The sequence below is a fragment of the Pseudarthrobacter sp. MDT1-56 genome (assembly GCF_059383555.1).
Map to the genome: position 1 here is coordinate 1 of NZ_JBWZCK010000004.1, position 14,701 is coordinate 14,701.

Here is a 14,701-nt window from a genome sequence, read left to right on the forward strand (position 1 = left end):
CGACGAAGTGGCCGATGCGGACCTTGGCCATGACCGGGATGGACACGGCGGCGATAATCGCCTCGATCATGTCCGGATCGGACATGCGGGACACGCCGCCCTGAGCGCGGATGTCGGCGGGAACGCGTTCCAGCGCCATGACTGCCACGGCTCCGGCATCCTCAGCGATGCGGGCCTGCTCGACGTTGACGACGTCCATGATGACGCCGCCCTTGAGCATCTCCGCCATGCCGCGCTTGACGCGGTTGCTGCCCGTCACTTTTGTGGGGGATATGGTCCTCGTGGTCATGAAGAAATTCCTATCTGGAGGGCGAGATGGACCGGGGAGAATGGTGCCACGGGGGTCCGTCTTGGCTCAGGATGAGCAGGGGCGAACTGGCTCAGCCCCACATATCGCGGCGGATGAGATCCCCTGTCCCTCCGGTGACGATGACGCGGGCGCGACAATTTAAGACTGCGACAACCGGAAATACCCGCCGTTAAGGGGGTACGTCTCCGCGGTCAGCCGTTTGCTGAGGCCAGGGAGCCCACGGCCGCTTCAACGGCAGCCACGAGGGATTGGACATCGGTTTCGGTGGTATCCCAGGAGCACATCCACCGGACTTCACCGCGTGCCTGGTCCCAGTCATAAAAGCGGAAGGCTTCCCGGACTTTCGCGGCAGCTCCGGGTGGAAGGACGGCAAAGACGCCACTGGACTGTGTGACCTGCGTCAGGGAGACACTGTCAATGGCCGAAATCCCTGCGCTGAGACGTTGAGCCATGTCGTTGGCGTGACTGGCGGACCGCAGCCACAACTCATCCGTTAGCAGGGCAATCAGTTGCGCAGAGACAAACCGCATCTTTGAGGCAAGCTGCATGTTCATCTTGCGCAGGTAATTCATTCCTGGGTCGGACTGTGAGTTGAGCCAGACCACGGCTTCGCCGAACAGCAGCCCATTTTTGGTGCCGCCGAAGGACAGGACGTCGACACCGACATCGGTGGTGAATGCCCGCAAAGGAAGCCCGAGGTGTGCTGCAGCGTTGGCCAGCCTTGCTCCGTCCAGGTGGAGTTTCATTCCTTTCGCATGGACGTGCTCAGAAATCCGCTGGATTTCTTCCGGCGTGTAGCAGGTGCCGAGTTCGGTGGTCTGGGTGATCGATACGACCAGCGGTTGCGCACGATGCTCGTCTCCCCATCCCCAGGCTTCGGCGTCGATCAGATCCGGGGTGAGTTTGCCATCCGCGGTTGGGATCGGGAGGAGTTTTATTCCGCCGATGCGTTCCGGGGCGCCGTTCTCATCTGTGTTGATGTGCGCAGTCGCCGCGCAGATGACAGCGCCCCAGCGCGGCAGCAGGGCTTGGAGGGCAAGGACATTGGCCCCCGTTCCATTAAAGACGGGATATGCGGTTGCAGCAGTCCCGAAGTGGGACTGGACGACCTGTTGAAGCCGCCCGGTGTAGACGTCGTCACCGTACGCGGTGACGTGGCCTTCGTTGGCTGCCTGAACTGCTTCGATGATTTCGGGATGAGCCCCGGCGTAGTTATCCGAGGCGAAGCCCCGGTAGTTCGGGTCATGCAGGCGCCCCGCCAGGACCTGCGGGACGGCTGCTGTGAAACCGACATTGACGCTCATGCCGGTGAACCCAAAATATGGCCGGTCGTGAGGGGCAGGCGCTGCCCATTGATCTGTCCTGCCTCCAGGTCAAAGATCCGCTCTACGGCGTCGGCAAGGACACTGACATCGGTGAATCCCGGGAATTTGCGTTCCGGCTGGGCTGCGCGCATCCGGTCATCGACCAGAGCCTTGACGACGAAGACCAGGGCGGCTGAGTGCTGCGCGGGGAGAGGGCTTTCTTTTCCTCCCTGCAGGTCCCGGAATCCGTCGGCCACGGCCAGAGTCCATGCCTCGGCGGCGGACTTGACCGCCGCATAGGCGGCGCCGCCCGCCGTCGGCGAGGAAGCGGACTGTGCGGAAACGATGGCCAGGCGTCCGGCAGGGGAGGCAGCCAAGTCATCGTAAAACGCGCGGCTGGTGTTCCTCAGAGTGGTGAGGACACTGGTGTGCAGGAAGTCCCAGTCTTCATCCGTCTGCCCCTGAATGCCGGTACCGCCGCGCCACCCTCCTACAAGATGGACGAGGCCGTCCACGGGACCCAGATCGTGCCGGACAGAATTCGCCAAATCCTCAACGGCCTGCAGGTCCGCGAGGTTGCAGACATAGCCTGTGACGTTGTCGTACGCGCCCGCGAGCTCCTGCACTCGGTCCTCAAGAATGTCCACCGCGGCCACCCGTGCCCCTGCATCCGAGAGGGTACGGACCACTGCAACGCCGGCAGCGCTGGTCGAACCGGCGACGACGACTGTACGCCCCGAGAGGACCCGGCTCATGCGCCCGCCTCGCCCTCGGTCTTCACCGGGCTCTTACCGGTGATCCCGGCAGTTGACTCAATGACAGAGCGCATCTTCTTCTCCAGTGCCTCGTAGAACATTGACAAGGGAAATTCGTCATCAAGGACCTGGTCCGTCAGTCCCCGAGGAGGGCCGTCGAGCGGAAGGGCGTCCGGTCCCTTGGCCCAAACCGAGGACGGGTTGGGGGTAAGGGTTTCGGAGACGAGCTCATAGGCCGCCAGCCAGTGTGCGGTCTTCGGCCGGTCGATCGACCGCCAGTAAAGTTCCTCGATGCGGATACCCAGCTCGACGACCACGCCCGCGACGTCCTTCCAGTCAATGCTCAACTTTCCGTCGGTCCAGTGCAGGACCCGGTGCTGGTGCATCCAGGCGAACAGCAACTGGCCGCCCACGGCGTCGTAGTTACGGACCCGGTTCCCGGTAATCGCGAAGCGGAAGATCCGGTCAAAGATCACGGCGTACTGGACCAGCTTGGCGTGCTTGCGCGCATCCTCGGAAGCGTTCTCGTCCTTCTCGATGAGGACTGATTCGCGGAAGGCGGTCAGGTCACAGCGAAGCTCCTCGAGTGAATACAGGAAATACGGCATCCGCTGCTTGATCATGAACGGGTCAAAGGGCAGGTCACCGCGCATGTGGGTCCGGTCGTGGATGAGGTCCCACATCACGAAGGTCTTCTCCGTGAGGTGTTGGTCCTCGAGCAGTTCCGCGGCGTCAGTCGGCAGGTCCAGGGAAGTGATGTCGGCAGCAGCTTTTAAGACGCGGCGGAAGCGGGCGGCTTCGCGGTCCGCGAAGATGGCTCCCCAAGTGAACGACGGGGTGCTCCGGACCGCTACGGTCTCGGGGAAGAGTACTGCGGAGTTCGTGTCATAGCCCGGCGTGAAATCGGCGAAGCTGATGGGGACGAACAGCTTGTTGGAGTAGCTTCCTGCCTCCAGTTCAGCGACGAAGGAAGGCCAAATAACCTCGATGAGGACGGCCTCAAAGTGTCGGTTGGTGCTGCCGTTCTGCGTGTACATGGGGAACACAACCAAGTGCGGCAGCCCATCGGTGCGCCACTGCTCGGGGTGGAAGGCAATCAGGGAGTTCAGGAAGTCCGGAACACCGAAGCACTCAGACTCCCAACGGTTGAAGTCTTGGACGAGTAGTCCAAGGTATTCGATGTCGTGGAGAAGGTGGGGACGCAGGTCTTCGATTGAGTCGGCAATGGTACTGACATTCAGGCGGGCCTGATCGTGATGAGCAGGTTCCGGAACGGAGCCGTCCTGCGCTTGAACCTGCTGCAGTCCAATGACGGCTCTCTTCAGGGCCTGCCAGGCCGGGAGCGCCTTGAGGTCGTCTGCCCGGATGGTTGTCACTTCCGGGTTTGCGATTACAGACATGCTCGTTCCTTCCGTTGATGGGTTCCCGAAGAACGTAGCAAAGGATAAGGAGGCTTGACTGGTTTTTGGGCTAAGCATAAGAAACTCTATTGCTAAATGCGCTCTCTTCCCACCTATGCCTCTTGCGGGTCTTGGTGTTGAATGCTCCGGTCATCCTAGAGTCAGCGCATCTAAAAATGATTTTGTGCCCCTGATGCATTCTTCCCAGGCTCAGCTCCTGCCACTGGGCCCGATCAGCAGATGTGCCTACAGAATTTGCCTGTAGGTCAAAGCCGTCCAGGACCGCGACAGTGCCATGGTCCCGTTACGGTTTGTAATCGTGGGTCTGCTGGGACGCATGGTCCGGGGACAGCAGCTGGTCCGCATGGGTGCGGCCAAGGGCCTGGATGGGTCTTCTCGTCGATGCTGACCACAACCGCGTTCTCCGGCGGTGACATGCAGAGGCCGACCTTGTCACGGAGCTTGGCCTCCAGCTGGGATCGGTGGAGAACTTGAACGTCTCGATGCCGTGCGGCTGGATGTTCCACCTGCGCCAGATCCGGGCCACGAGGAAAGGGAGATCCCGAACCGCTCGGCCTTTGATGCGGGCGGACCGGCCCGCAGTGCCACCGCCCCGCCGAGGAGTTCCGTCCCGCCGCCTGCAGTCACGACGCTGTGCCAGCGGTAACCGTGTCAGTTCCAAAAGCCCGGATCCCGCTTCCCCGCCGAGTGCCATAGCAGATCGCCAGAGCCGCTTACCCTTTCAGGGCAAGCAAATTAGCAAATCTTATGCTCAGAACGGGGAAGTCAGGCCTATTCGTAAGACCTTGCCCGCATTCTCATGCAACATTCCGGTCCCAAAGGGCTCTTTCTTTGCGTGTGTTAGCTTGGTCACCATTGTTCCCGGCCGACCCGCCGGAAAGCCCAAACTCATTCGCTGCTACCTTCCCGGAGGCACCATGGGACTCAGCTCCCCCACCCAAACAGATGATCCGCCAATGAGCGGAACTGTCGCAGATATCAACCCCGATGCAGTGGCACGAACCGGATCATCCCTGGCGACAGGGGCCGGACGCGCCTCCGGAGAAACTGGCAACGAACTCAAGCGCGGGCTAAGCGGCCGCCACCTGCAGATGATCGCCATTGGCGGTGCGATCGGTACCGGGCTGTTCGTGGCCTCGGGCGGCACCATTTCCCAGGCGGGTCCCGGCGGTGCGTTGGCTGCTTATGCGCTGGTCGGGCTGATGGTATTCCTGTTGATGCAGTCGCTGGGCGAAATGTCAGCCAAAATTCCGGTCGCCGGCTCCTTCCAGTCCTTTGCCACCCGTTTTGTCTCCCCGTCCTTTGGGTTCGCGATCGGCTGGAACTATTGGTTCAACTGGGCCATCACCGTGGCCGCCGAGCTGGTCGCGGCCGGAATCATTATGGATTTCTGGTTCCCGGGGGTCCCCGGCTGGGTGTGGGCCGGGATCTTTCTGGTGGTTTTAACCGGGCTCAACGCCCTCTCGGCCAAGTCCTTCGGTGAATCGGAGTTCTGGCTCTCCTTAATCAAGGTCAGCGCAGTGGTAGTTTTCCTGATCGCCGGCGTGCTGATGATCTTCGGCATCCTCGGGGATAACTCCCCGGGACTGAGCAACTGGGAAAACCGCGATGAGGTGTTCCACGGGGGTTGGGTCTCGATCATTTCAGTCTTCATGATTGCCGGGTTCTCCTTCCAGGGCACCGAGCTGGTGGGCGTGGCCGCAGGCGAAGCCAAGAACCCGCGTCGTGAAGTGCCGAAGGCTATCCGCACTGTCTTCTGGCGCATCATGCTCTTCTACATTGGTGCCATCTTCATCATCGGCTGCCTGATCCCGTTCAACGATCCGAGCCTGCTGACCTCCGGCGAAGCCGATATTGCAGTATCACCATTCACTCTGGTCTTCTCGCGCGCCGGGATCGCCTTCGCCGCGGCATTGATGAACGCGGTGATCCTGACAGCCATCCTGTCCGCGGGTAACTCAGGACTGTATGCCTCGACCCGGATGCTTTACGCCATGGCCCATGACGGCATGGCCCCGAAGATCTTCGGCCGCACTAATGCGCGTGGCGTGCCGATCCCGGCGTTGCTGGCGACCGCGGCTGTGGGACTCTTCGGGTTCCTCGCCGCGATCGTCGGTCAGGGCGCGGCCTATTCTTGGCTGCTGAACATTTCTGGCCTGTGCGGCTTTATCGTCTGGGCGGGGATCGCGGTCTCCCACTACCGTTTCAGGCGCGGCTTCCTGGCCCAGGGAAACAAGGTCAGCGACCTGCCGTACAAGGCGTCCCTGTTCCCCATTGGCCCGCTGCTGGCCTTTGCCCTGCTGGTCCTGGTGATCGCGGGACAGAACTACGAGGCCGTGCTCGCCGGAAGGGGCATGGAGGTGCTTTCCTCCTATATCGGGTTGCCGGTCTTCATCGTCCTGTGGCTGGCCCACCGCTTCATCACTAAGTCCAAAGTGGTGCCGCTGCTCGAAATGGACCTCACGGCACCGGAGGACCTCGAGGACGAACCTGCCGCCAGCGCCCGGTGACCCTGCTGCCGGGGACCCCGCACGTACTGCGGGGTCCCCCGTGGCAGCCGGGCGACAGCGAGCCACCAGCATCACGCCGATGCCCAGGAACAGCAGCACCAAAAGAAGAGCCTGAGACCTGAGCGAATACAGAACCCCAAGCCACCGACCCGCTGATGGCCACGAAGTAACCGACCGACTCGGCCACCCCAGAGGATCAGGGGGCCGGCGAAACCGACGCTGGTCCTGAGCCGAAGATACCGGCCTCGGGCTCCCTGTGCGAATGCTGCGGGCCACCAGGTGCTGACGCCGAGGGCCGACTCAAGGCGCAGGTGTTCCCAGGCGCGCCAAATGGCTTCCATGCGGATCAGGGTTTCGGGGTGTTTGTACCATTCGGGGCACCAGGCGAACGTTGCCCCTTCGTTGAGTGTTCCCGGACGTAGGACTGGGCCAGGAGCTCGGCGAAGAATTCAACGGCACTGGAGTAAACCAGCTCCGGTTCAGGCTCGTCATGGCTGTGGCCGCTCGGTGTGGGCTGGGCCTCTTCGTCGCCGAACGCGTCCCCGAACTCCGCCCTCACGCGTGGCCGTCCATCCATGGATTGTGCGCCGGAACGACGGCAGGCTCGCGATCGACTTTCTCCTGGGTGGTGAGGGAGTTTTTGACCTTCTGGGCGTGGGGGCCGTTCATCCAGGGGATGGTTTCGATCATGGTTGCCGGGGCACCGGAGGCGAGCAGGATGGCCCGGAACCTGGGCAGGGCTGTCAGGTCTGCCACGGAGAGGATCTCGTCCTTCTTCTCCTGCCGGGAGGACGACGACCCGTTTTTGCTGTGGCTGCGGGAGACGTTGATGTAGCTGTATTGGCCGATCAGGCGGGAGAGCTCGTCGAGGTAGCCGACCTCGGGACGCCGCCGCCGTAGATTTTCACGTTCGACGCCGACCAGAGCTTCCGCATCCCTTCCAGCGACCAGACCTCCACGCCCTGGGACCAGGACTGCAGAATGGTCATGAGGATGATCCCGCGTGAGCCGTAGTGCCTGTACTGGTCCGGCAGGGTCTTCCAACGGCATACGTTCGCAGCTTCATCGAGGATTCCGAGCAGCGGGATGGCGAGCCGACCGGCGGGCTGGGAGGTGGCGTACTTTTCAGCCGCTTCTACGACGGCGACGGTCAGGGCGGTGACGAGGGGGCTGGCGGTGCCGACGCCTTCGCGGGAAAGGCTGTAGAGCGTGCCTTTGCCGCACGAAGTCCTCGGGGACGAACTGCGGCCGCGGGTCGGTGTCCACCGTCGTGTTCCGCAGCGGGGTGACCATTGGCTGACCTCGCGGTCGGTCAGGCAGGAAACCATTTCCCGGGCGGTGCCGAAGACACCGGCCCGCTGCTTTTCCGGTTCCCTGATGTGGCCCATGACCATGTCCGAGAGCAGGTTATATAGCCGGCGGTCCTCACAGTTCTGCGGGGGCCTCGTCGTGCGGGCGGGTCAGCCAGGTGTAGACCTGCGTGACCGGGGCGGAGTCGAGTGAGGCGGCGAGCAGGAAGGCTTTGAGCAGGTTCTTCCCTGCCGGGTCGAAGTAGGCATCCGGTTTGGTCCCGGGTTCCCGGGACCCGTTGGCGAAGTGCTGAGCCATGTTCCCGGCCGTCGCTTCGTTCTTCACATAGGACAGCGGGTTCCACAACCAGGTGGAATCTTCTTCCGCGACGGCCTGCGGGTCAATGACCCACACGGCGCCGACCTCTGCCCGGATCGGGCGGGTGACATCCACGATGTCGCGCTTGTTCGAGGTGGCGATCACCGCCCCGGGTGCGTCCAGGATTGCCGGGGCGGCGTAGGAGGTGGTCTTCATCGTCCGGGGACCGGCGATAAGGATCAGCATGTCCTCCCAGGAGGCCCACAGCGGGCGCTTCCCGGCGACGCTGCGGCCAAGCCGCACCCCTGTGGAGTTGTCCGCGCCAAGCCGCACGGCCGTGGCCGTGGCTCCTTTGGTGCCCAGGATCAAGGTCGATCGTGACGGGAAGGTCTACGGAGGCCCGACCACTATTCGGCGCCGCATCCTCAACGGATTGACACACCCCTTCAGGCCAGGACCCCGGCGTGCGGGTGCCGGAGGGGATAGAGGCGGCCGGCCGGTCGGGCCGTCCCCACCATCGGAGCCGTCCGGTCAGCCAACCCGGCCCCATGGGGATCCTGGCCTGTCCTGAGTTGTCAGTTCAAAGCTCTGGTGTTCTCAGGCAGGGCCCCGTCGTTCATCAGTTCAGTGGCGGTGTCCGCGAGGGCAGTCAGGGCCACGCGCTGGGTCCAGGGCCCATAGGAGATACGTGCGACGGCGAGCTCCTGCAGCCGGGACGGGGCGAGGGAGCCGGGGACGTTTATGACGCTGACTTTCCGCAGGCCGATGCCTTCGACCAGGGCTGCCACGGTCGCTTCGTCAAGCTTGCCGGGAACGAAGACGCAGGACGCTCCGGCGTCCAGGAATGCCTTTCCGCGTTCGATGGCGTCGGCCAGGACGTCCGAGGGGTCTCTGCCTTGTCCGAGGAGGAAAGCGTCGGTTCGGGCGTTGAGGACGAAATCGATCCCTTCGGCCTCCCCGGCCCGGACGGCATCCCCCATCTGCTTCACGGCCTCCGCCAGCGGGCGCATCTGGTCCTCAATGTTGGCCCCGACAATACCTGCACCGATCGCCCGCCGCACCGTCTCCCCCGGGTTGCCGTACCCGGCTTCCAGGTCAGCGCTGACCGGCAAAGCAGTGGACGCCGCGATACGGCCGACAACCTCCAGCATCAGCTCCACGGGCATCTTTTCCCCGTCCTCGTAACCGTACGACGCGGCAATGGAGTGGGAAGCGGTAGCAAGGGCTTTGGTGCCGGGCAGATCAGCGATCACACGAGCCGTGATGACATCCCAAACATTGATGAGCTGAAGGACCTCCGGGGCCCGGTGCAGGCGGAGCAGTTCGGTGGCCTTTACGGACTTGGAATTCTCTTGATCAGTCATCGCGCCAGCCTAACCCGGCATCCAATGCTTTGCCGACCGGTGGCCGGACCGGGAAGCAGTGCATCTGGTGTCGGCGTTATGAGCTGACGCTGTGTTGATTCCACCGCACCAAAAGTGACGCCTGGTGAGCCGCCACCTCCCCGGTTAGGCCGACCTACACAGGCCGGCCGCATACTGGGGCATTTCGACCCAGAGGCCCGGGCAGTCCGCGAGGGCGGGGGTGACGAATAGGGTGTGTGGGTAGTTTCCTGACAGGCGCACCAGTCCGGCGCGCGGCGGACACATCCCTGGGAAAGGGATTGTCATGAGAACGATCAATCGAATCTTGACCGTAGCTGTCGCCGTGTCGTTGGCGGCCATTACCGGGTGCGCCGCCCAGGAAGGTGCACCCTCCGCCGCTCCGCCCGCCACCAGTTCCTCTTTCCCGTCAGCTGGTGGGTCGGCCTCGGCCGGTGAGGCTGTCATCACGATTAGGGGCTTCGCGTATGAGGTTCCCGCGTCGATAAAGCCGGGGGCGATGGTGACGGTGACGAACGCGGACAGCGCCCCGCATACCCTGACGGCCAAGGACGAGGGCGGTTTCGACGTTGAAGTCCCGGGCGGTGCAACGGTGAGCTTCCGGGCTCCGGATGCTCCGGGTGAGTACGGGATTATCTGCAGCTTTCATCCGCAGATGACGGGGACGCTGGTCGTGAAATGAGCAGGCCCGCAATAAAACCGCAGGCACGGTCTCTTTGGGTACTGCGTGTCTGTGTCGCTGCGGGCCTGGTGGTCAGTGCCGTGGTCCATGTCCAGCTCGCCCCGGGCTATCAGCTGGCGGCCCCGGGCGGGCTCGGGCAAGGCACCCTGTTTCTGGTCCAGGCTGGCTCCTCGGTCGTCGCTGCCGTGTTTGTGCTGCTGGTAGGTTCCCGGACCGCTTTCGCGGCCGCCGCGGTGGTCGCGTTATCGTCCCTGGCCGCGGTCATCCTTTACCGGTATGTCCAGGTCCCTGCTATTGGGCCGTTGCCTTCGATGTATGAACCGGTCTGGTACGCGGCCAAGGTCATCACAGCGGTGGCCGAAGCGGCCGCTGGCGGCCTGGCGGTGGCCGGGTACGCCCTGCTGCGCAAGACCCCACCTGAATCAGGGCCTGCTGCCAGGGGCCGCCGCCGCGGGGCTTCAACGGCATGACCCGGACGGGTTTACCGGCCCGGGAAGGCGCCTCTGGTGCCTGCCCGACATTGGTCTGACTAAAAATATGTGAACCCGGCCACATCCATACCCGTCTTTTCCCGGCGTTGTTCCGAAGTACTGCTGTCCCCTTCCCTGGGGTGCCAACATCCACGCGCGTGTATGAGGAGATTTATCCAATGAAAAAGACGCTTCGCTTTATGGCGGTCCCCACTCTGGCTTTGGCCGCAGTTGCCCTGTCCGGTTCCCCTGCGATGGCAGCGGACCAGTCCTACCAGTCCACCCTGGGCCAGCTCAACGGCAGCGCCGGCTCGGGCACCATCAGTGTTGATGTCACGGGCAATCAGGCCCACGTCGTCCTGAAGGTTTCGGGCATGCCGGCGACCTTTATGGACGCTCCGTACCCGCATGTCCAGCACATTCACGGCGGCGCCCAGGGTGTCTGCCCGGCGCCCTCGGCCGATAAGGACGGCGACAAGGTCATCTCCACCACCGAAGGCGCCCCGTCCTACGGCGGGATCGTGACCACCTTGTCCACCAGCGGTGACACCAGCCCCGCAGCGGGCCTTGATCTTAAGGTCGGCGGCCAGGGTGCCGCCTACACGGTTGACCGCACGTTCGAACTGAACGCCGAAACCAAGGCCGCCCTTGAGGCCGGCACCGCTGTAGTCGTCGTCCACGGCCTGGACCCCGCCACCCTCAGCGCGGCAGGCCAGGCCGCCAAGAGCGATCTGGCTCCGACGCTTCCGCTGGCCGCCACCTCCCCCGCCCTGTGCGGGACCTTGAAGGCCGGGCAGATGAAGATGCCTGCAGGCGGCGCTGACACCGGCGTCACCCAGGAAACCGGCACCGACACCGGCGCCCTCGCTGTCGGTGGCGGCCTGGCCCTGATCGCCCTCGCCGGTGGAGCCTACGTTATCCGCCGCCGCACCGCCGGCGCAGCAGCCTAAGCACCGACGGACCGGATCACTACTGTGACAATCAGGAATTCCGGCCGCCGCGGGGGCCTCCGGGCCGCCACGGCGGCCGGGGTTCTGCTCCTCCTCAGCGTGAGTGGCTGCGCCGCGGGGAACAGCGGAACGCCGGACGCCGGCTCCCAACCTTCGGCTTCCGTCCCGGCTGCGGCAGCACCCGACACTTCCCCGGCTCCGTCCGCTGGCCCTCCGGCGGCTCCGGCAACGCAGCAGCTTCCACCGGTGATGGGCGCTTCCGCCCCCGTCACCCTGGCGATTCCCTCCATCGGCGTCAGAACCGACCTGCTCCACCTGGGGTTACGGGAGAACGGGTCCCTCGAGGTACCGGGCACCGGCAGCGACGCACCCGCCAGCTGGTACAACGGCTCCCCCGCCCCCGGGGAACGCGGCCCCTCCGTGATGCTGGGCCACGTGAACGCACTCGGCGGCGCCAGAGGCGTCTTCGCGGACCTGCGCAACCTCGCCCCCGGCGCTGAAATCAACGTCTCCCGAACCGACGGCAGCACCGCCGTGTTCACCGTTGACCGCGGCGCCCTCTACGGCAAAAACCAGTTCCCCACCCTCGAAGTCTACGGAAACACCCCCGGAGCTGAGCTCCGGCTCATCACCTGCGACGGCTTCGACCCCGCCACCGGGCTCTTCGACGACAACTACGTCATCTACGCCAAACTCAAAGCCTGACAACGGCCGCTGACCCGGAAAGTGCGGCGGCCAGGATGGAAGAGCTGTGAAACACCGCAAGCCATTAGTGGCCTCCTTGGCCTTGTCCGCCCTGCTGCTGACCGGCTGCGCCGCGTCCGCGGCCGTGTCCGCGCCATCGAACGCCCCGTCGACGTCACCTGCAGCTTCATCTGAGACCGGCCACGCCGGCAGTCACGGCGGCGGGCATCACAGTCAGGGATCAGCGTCGCCGGGTGCGACGGCGGACGGTCCCAGCGCCGCTGCCCTGATGGTATGCGGCGACCAGCCGATGGACAGGCTCACAGCCATCCTGGACCTGGACTCAGACCCGCACACCGTCAACGACTGGGCCGACAACACCTTCACCTGCACCTACCACCTGGCCGAAGGGGCCCTGGAAATCTCCGTCCAAGAAGCCGCGGACAAGACATCAGCAATGACATACTTCGACGCCATGCAGGCCCTCGCGAAAGACGCCAAACCCATCGAAGGCCTCGCTAACCTGGGATTCCCGGCCTACGAAACCGCCGACGGTTCAGCGGTGTTCCAAAAAGACAACTTCGTCCTGCACGTGGACGCCACCGGACTGCACCCCGCCCTGGGGCCCGAGAGCATCAGCAGGAACGCCCTGGCCTACCAGCTCTCCACCACCATTTTGGCCTGCTGGATCGAACACCCCTGACTCAGCTCCTCAGCACACCATCACAGCCGGGCTCCACGAAAGGTTTCAACATGAAGACAAACATCAGAACAATGCGAGCACTCGGACTCGCGGCGGCAATGACCTTGTTCGCCCTCTCCGGCTGCGGGAACCCCGGCACGTCCGCGTCCGGCACGGCATCAGCGCCAACAACACAGCCAACATCAGCTCCAGCCACCAGCCCAGGAACCACTCCCCCAACCTCCAGCCCCGGCACTTCATCCACGGCGGCCCCGGCCGAAATATTGATCAAGGGCTTCAAATACCAGGGCGCGGAAACGGTGAGTCCCGGAGCGACAATCAGTGTCACCAACGAGGACATCGAAGCGCACACCATCACCGCGGACACCGCCAACGCGTTCGACGCCACCATCAAAGTCGGCACCGGCACCGGCACCTTCACCGCCCCAACCGAACCAGGGACCTACCCCTACCACTGCATCTTCCACGGCAACATGAAAGGCACCCTCACGGTGAAATAGGATGTCGCACGGTTCGCTGCCTTCTACAGCGAGGAGGCCGCCGTCCGCGACCCGCAATATCCCGAACCGCTGCTCGGACGGGCCGCGGTGGCGAACGACTCCTCGGCCTTCTTCACCGCCTTCCCGAACCTACGGGTCGAGGTGGCGTGCAGCGTCGTCAGCGGCTCGACCCTCACAGCCGAATTGACCCTAGCGGGCACGCATACCGGCCCGTTGACACTGCCGTCCGGGGACATCCCACCACCGGCAGATCCCTCAGGTTCGAGATGGCATTCTTCACGCTCGTTGATGATCACGGCCTGATCGTCAACGGGCGCCGCCACTACGACGTCGTGGGCCCACTCGAGCAGTTGGGCCTCAGCGGGTAACCCCCAGCGGCCAAGATCGCCATCCCTGCCGCTGTGCGCAAGAGGTCCGCGAGAGTTCATGCCCGGCCAGCCCGTCTGATCGAGGGCCCACCACTCCCAGTTCATGCCCACCGCTCCTGAACAGAAGAGCCGGACCTGCGTAGCTAGGCTCCCCGCACCGGCAGGACAGAGGGCATCAGCCGGCCGGCACTGCCTCACGTTCCGTGGAATCCGGGGTATCCCCGCACCTCTACAGGCTAGGCACCCGGCCTTAGGAGCGGCGCGAGTTCACGAAGTGACCCGATGGTGATCTCCGGTGGCGTGAAATAGGACGGGTAGGATGCGCCGCTGCGGTTAATCCACGCCGTGCGCAGCCCGGTCCGTGCTGCCCCGTGGATATCCCAGGGATGGACAGCGTCCAGGAGCATGCGCCCTGGTTCCACACCGCACATCTGGGCAGCGTGCCGATACGCCTCCGGAGCCGGTTTCCAGGCCGGCCCGTCCTCAACGGACAGCAGGGCCTCAAAGTCCTCAGCGATTCCGGCGTCATCGAACAGCTTCCGCGCCACTTGGGCGGAGCCGTTGGACAGTGTCACCAGCCGGAATCCTGCCGCTTCCAGGTCCCTGACTCCGCCGACAATGTCAGGGTGCAGCACCAGATCGTCGAATCCGTCCATGATGTGTTTTGACGGCGACCTCGACACCACGGTTCAACGGCAGTCCCGTCAGGCTCACCCGCAGTAGCCCCGTCGCGATCTCCACGAAGTGTTCTGCGTCCCCCGCCGCAGTCATTGCAAACCCGTCCCGCAGCACCCCGGAAAACCAGACCTTGGCCAGAAAGGACGGCGCCACGGTTTCGGCGAACCGTTCCCCCATGACTGACATGTCGGACAGTGTTTCATTGACGTCAAAAACGATAACTGCGGGCATGTCAGGCATGAGGGCTCATTTCGTTCAAGCAGAAAGCATCCGCGGACCGATCGTAACCGCGAACTTACCGCTTTGAGTTGCGATATGTGCGGTGCTGAGCCCATGTCGGACACCCGGTAATGGACGCTTACGGACAAACCGGCGT

17 protein-coding genes and 2 pseudogenes are annotated in these 14,701 nt (G+C 63.9%); 8 read left to right on the forward strand and 11 right to left on the reverse strand.

Translation table 11 applies throughout. The features are described from left to right. From AC50YC_RS06630 to AC50YC_RS06645, 4 genes and pseudogenes are all read right to left on the reverse strand, one after another. Positions 1-289 (reverse strand): annotated as a pseudogene (locus tag AC50YC_RS06630) (pyridoxal 5'-phosphate synthase lyase subunit PdxS); the annotation flags it as partial. 212 nt (positions 290-501) lie between these two features. Then, positions 502-1,614 (reverse strand): threonine aldolase family protein, encoded by a 1,113-nt coding sequence (locus AC50YC_RS06635; protein ID WP_494952773.1) that lies wholly within the window; start codon positions 1,612-1,614, stop codon positions 502-504. Beyond that, positions 1,611-2,369: an SDR family NAD(P)-dependent oxidoreductase gene (locus tag AC50YC_RS06640; protein ID WP_494952774.1), complete on the reverse strand. Its 759-nt coding sequence runs from the start codon at positions 2,367-2,369 to the stop codon at positions 1,611-1,613. The genes AC50YC_RS06635 and AC50YC_RS06640 overlap by 4 nt, the downstream gene beginning before the upstream one ends. Next, the gene (locus tag AC50YC_RS06645; RefSeq protein WP_494952775.1) at positions 2,366-3,769 is read right to left on the reverse strand and encodes a DUF6421 family protein; all 1,404 of its coding nucleotides are present in this window, start codon (positions 3,767-3,769) and stop codon (positions 2,366-2,368) included. Before AC50YC_RS06645 ends, AC50YC_RS06640 begins: the two co-directional genes overlap by 4 nt. Before the next feature lie 977 nt (positions 3,770-4,746). On the opposite strand from AC50YC_RS06645, the gene AC50YC_RS06650 reads away from it, so the two are divergent. Then, on the forward strand, positions 4,747-6,300 hold the full coding sequence (locus AC50YC_RS06650) for an amino acid permease (RefSeq protein ID WP_494952776.1): 1,554 nt from the start codon (positions 4,747-4,749) through the stop codon (positions 6,298-6,300). Positions 6,301-6,371: 71 nt separating this feature from the next. Here the strand turns inward: AC50YC_RS06650 and AC50YC_RS06655 are convergent, their stop codons facing one another. The 5 genes from AC50YC_RS06655 to AC50YC_RS06675 all read right to left on the reverse strand — a co-directional run bounded on the left by AC50YC_RS06655 (position 6,372) and on the right by AC50YC_RS06675 (position 9,272). Continuing rightward, positions 6,372-6,749 carry a DUF4913 domain-containing protein gene (locus tag AC50YC_RS06655; protein WP_494953062.1) on the reverse strand — a complete coding sequence of 126 codons (378 nt, stop codon included), beginning with the start codon at positions 6,747-6,749 and terminating at the stop codon, positions 6,372-6,374. A gap of 106 nt (positions 6,750-6,855) precedes the next feature. Next, positions 6,856-7,056, reverse strand: a complete 201-nt coding sequence (locus AC50YC_RS06660) for a hypothetical protein (protein WP_494952777.1) — start codon at positions 7,054-7,056, stop codon at positions 6,856-6,858. A 92-nt stretch (positions 7,057-7,148) separates the two neighbouring features. Beyond that, positions 7,149-7,688: a TraM recognition domain-containing protein gene (locus AC50YC_RS06665; RefSeq protein WP_494952778.1), complete on the reverse strand. Its 540-nt coding sequence runs from the start codon at positions 7,686-7,688 to the stop codon at positions 7,149-7,151. Between the two features lie 37 nt (positions 7,689-7,725). Next, complete coding sequence (locus AC50YC_RS06670; RefSeq protein ID WP_494952779.1) at positions 7,726-8,277, reverse strand: type IV secretory system conjugative DNA transfer family protein; 552 nt, start codon at positions 8,275-8,277, stop codon at positions 7,726-7,728. A 206-nt stretch (positions 8,278-8,483) separates the two neighbouring features. Then, a complete protein-coding gene (locus AC50YC_RS06675; RefSeq protein ID WP_494952780.1) occupies positions 8,484-9,272 on the reverse strand; it encodes an isocitrate lyase/PEP mutase family protein in 789 nt (262 codons plus the stop codon). Between the two features lie 304 nt (positions 9,273-9,576). On the opposite strand from AC50YC_RS06675, the gene AC50YC_RS06680 reads away from it, so the two are divergent. The 7 genes and pseudogenes from AC50YC_RS06680 to AC50YC_RS06710 form a co-directional block, all read left to right on the forward strand. Next, positions 9,577-9,972, forward strand: coding sequence for a cupredoxin domain-containing protein (locus AC50YC_RS06680; RefSeq protein ID WP_494952781.1), 396 nt, complete (start codon positions 9,577-9,579; stop codon positions 9,970-9,972). Continuing rightward, positions 9,969-10,442: a hypothetical protein gene (locus AC50YC_RS06685; RefSeq protein ID WP_494952782.1), complete on the forward strand. Its 474-nt coding sequence runs from the start codon at positions 9,969-9,971 to the stop codon at positions 10,440-10,442. Before AC50YC_RS06680 ends, AC50YC_RS06685 begins: the two co-directional genes overlap by 4 nt. A gap of 179 nt (positions 10,443-10,621) precedes the next feature. Then, complete coding sequence (locus tag AC50YC_RS06690; protein WP_494952783.1) at positions 10,622-11,392, forward strand: hypothetical protein; 771 nt, start codon at positions 10,622-10,624, stop codon at positions 11,390-11,392. A gap of 249 nt (positions 11,393-11,641) precedes the next feature. Beyond that, a complete protein-coding gene (locus AC50YC_RS06695; protein ID WP_494953063.1) occupies positions 11,642-12,097 on the forward strand; it encodes a sortase domain-containing protein in 456 nt (151 codons plus the stop codon). Between the two features lie 46 nt (positions 12,098-12,143). After that, on the forward strand, positions 12,144-12,779 hold the full coding sequence (locus AC50YC_RS06700) for a hypothetical protein (protein ID WP_494952784.1): 636 nt from the start codon (positions 12,144-12,146) through the stop codon (positions 12,777-12,779). A gap of 71 nt (positions 12,780-12,850) precedes the next feature. Continuing rightward, a complete protein-coding gene (locus AC50YC_RS06705) occupies positions 12,851-13,279 on the forward strand; it encodes a cupredoxin domain-containing protein (RefSeq protein ID WP_494952785.1) in 429 nt (142 codons plus the stop codon). Positions 13,280-13,339: 60 nt separating this feature from the next. Then, positions 13,340-13,582, forward strand: a pseudogene (locus AC50YC_RS06710) (ester cyclase); the annotation flags it as partial. A 301-nt stretch (positions 13,583-13,883) separates the two neighbouring features. Here AC50YC_RS06710 and AC50YC_RS06715 read toward each other — a convergent pair. Next, positions 13,884-14,303: an HAD-IA family hydrolase gene (locus AC50YC_RS06715; RefSeq protein WP_494952786.1), complete on the reverse strand. Its 420-nt coding sequence runs from the start codon at positions 14,301-14,303 to the stop codon at positions 13,884-13,886. Then, positions 14,269-14,565 (reverse strand): HAD family hydrolase, encoded by a 297-nt coding sequence (locus tag AC50YC_RS06720; RefSeq protein ID WP_494952787.1) that lies wholly within the window; start codon positions 14,563-14,565, stop codon positions 14,269-14,271. The genes AC50YC_RS06715 and AC50YC_RS06720 overlap by 35 nt, the downstream gene beginning before the upstream one ends. Positions 14,566-14,701 lie beyond the last annotated feature (136 nt).

Coding starts and splice junctions, on each gene's coding strand:
- AC50YC_RS06695 (WP_494953063.1), top strand. CDS start 11,642: ATGGGCGCTTCCGCCCCCGTCACCCTGGCGATTCCCTCCATCGGCGTC.
- AC50YC_RS06640 (WP_494952774.1), bottom strand. CDS start 2,369: ATGAGCCGGGTCCTCTCGGGGCGTACAGTCGTCGTCGCCGGTTCGACC.
- AC50YC_RS06685 (WP_494952782.1), top strand. CDS start 9,969: ATGAGCAGGCCCGCAATAAAACCGCAGGCACGGTCTCTTTGGGTACTG.
- AC50YC_RS06645 (WP_494952775.1), bottom strand. CDS start 3,769: ATGTCTGTAATCGCAAACCCGGAAGTGACAACCATCCGGGCAGACGAC.
- AC50YC_RS06675 (WP_494952780.1), bottom strand. CDS start 9,272: ATGACTGATCAAGAGAATTCCAAGTCCGTAAAGGCCACCGAACTGCTC.
- AC50YC_RS06665 (WP_494952778.1), bottom strand. CDS start 7,688: ATGGGCCACATCAGGGAACCGGAAAAGCAGCGGGCCGGTGTCTTCGGC.
- AC50YC_RS06715 (WP_494952786.1), bottom strand. CDS start 14,303: ATGGACGGATTCGACGATCTGGTGCTGCACCCTGACATTGTCGGCGGA.
- AC50YC_RS06690 (WP_494952783.1), top strand. CDS start 10,622: ATGAAAAAGACGCTTCGCTTTATGGCGGTCCCCACTCTGGCTTTGGCC.
- AC50YC_RS06635 (WP_494952773.1), bottom strand. CDS start 1,614: ATGAGCGTCAATGTCGGTTTCACAGCAGCCGTCCCGCAGGTCCTGGCG.
- AC50YC_RS06650 (WP_494952776.1), top strand. CDS start 4,747: ATGAGCGGAACTGTCGCAGATATCAACCCCGATGCAGTGGCACGAACC.
- AC50YC_RS06680 (WP_494952781.1), top strand. CDS start 9,577: ATGAGAACGATCAATCGAATCTTGACCGTAGCTGTCGCCGTGTCGTTG.
- AC50YC_RS06705 (WP_494952785.1), top strand. CDS start 12,851: ATGCGAGCACTCGGACTCGCGGCGGCAATGACCTTGTTCGCCCTCTCC.
- AC50YC_RS06720 (WP_494952787.1), bottom strand. CDS start 14,565: ATGCCTGACATGCCCGCAGTTATCGTTTTTGACGTCAATGAAACACTG.